Source organism: Colwellia sp. BRX8-4 (assembly GCF_014077345.1).
Lineage (GTDB): Bacteria > Pseudomonadota > Gammaproteobacteria > Enterobacterales > Alteromonadaceae > Colwellia_A.
This window is the reverse complement of the sequence record NZ_JACGVS010000092.1, coordinates 1-241: the sequence shown is the minus strand read 5'-3', so window position 1 is coordinate 241 and position 241 is coordinate 1. Positions and strand designations below refer to the sequence as shown.

1 tRNA gene is annotated in these 241 nt (G+C 38.2%); it reads right to left on the bottom strand.

Going from position 1 to position 241, the window contains the following annotated elements:
- Positions 1 to 141: 141 nt before the first annotated feature.
- Positions 142 to 232 (bottom strand) — tRNA-Ser (locus tag H4J56_RS19480).
- Between the last annotated feature and the right edge of the window lie 9 nt (positions 233 to 241).

Sequence of the window (241 nt, the reverse complement as noted above, 5' to 3'; positions counted from 1 at the left end):
ATTAGCGGTTTTTCTTTGTTTGGCGGTGAAATAGAGATTTGAACTCTACTCAAGGTTTAGTGCTATAAACCCTTATTTAAAATTTCTAACTATCAAAAAGCAAAAAACCGCTAATCTTTCGATTAGCGGTTTTTCTTTGTTTGGCGGTGAGATAGAGATTTGAACTCTAGAAGGGCTATAAACCCTTGCTGGTTTTCAAGACCAGTGCTTTCGACCACTCAGCCATCTCACCTGAATGTCT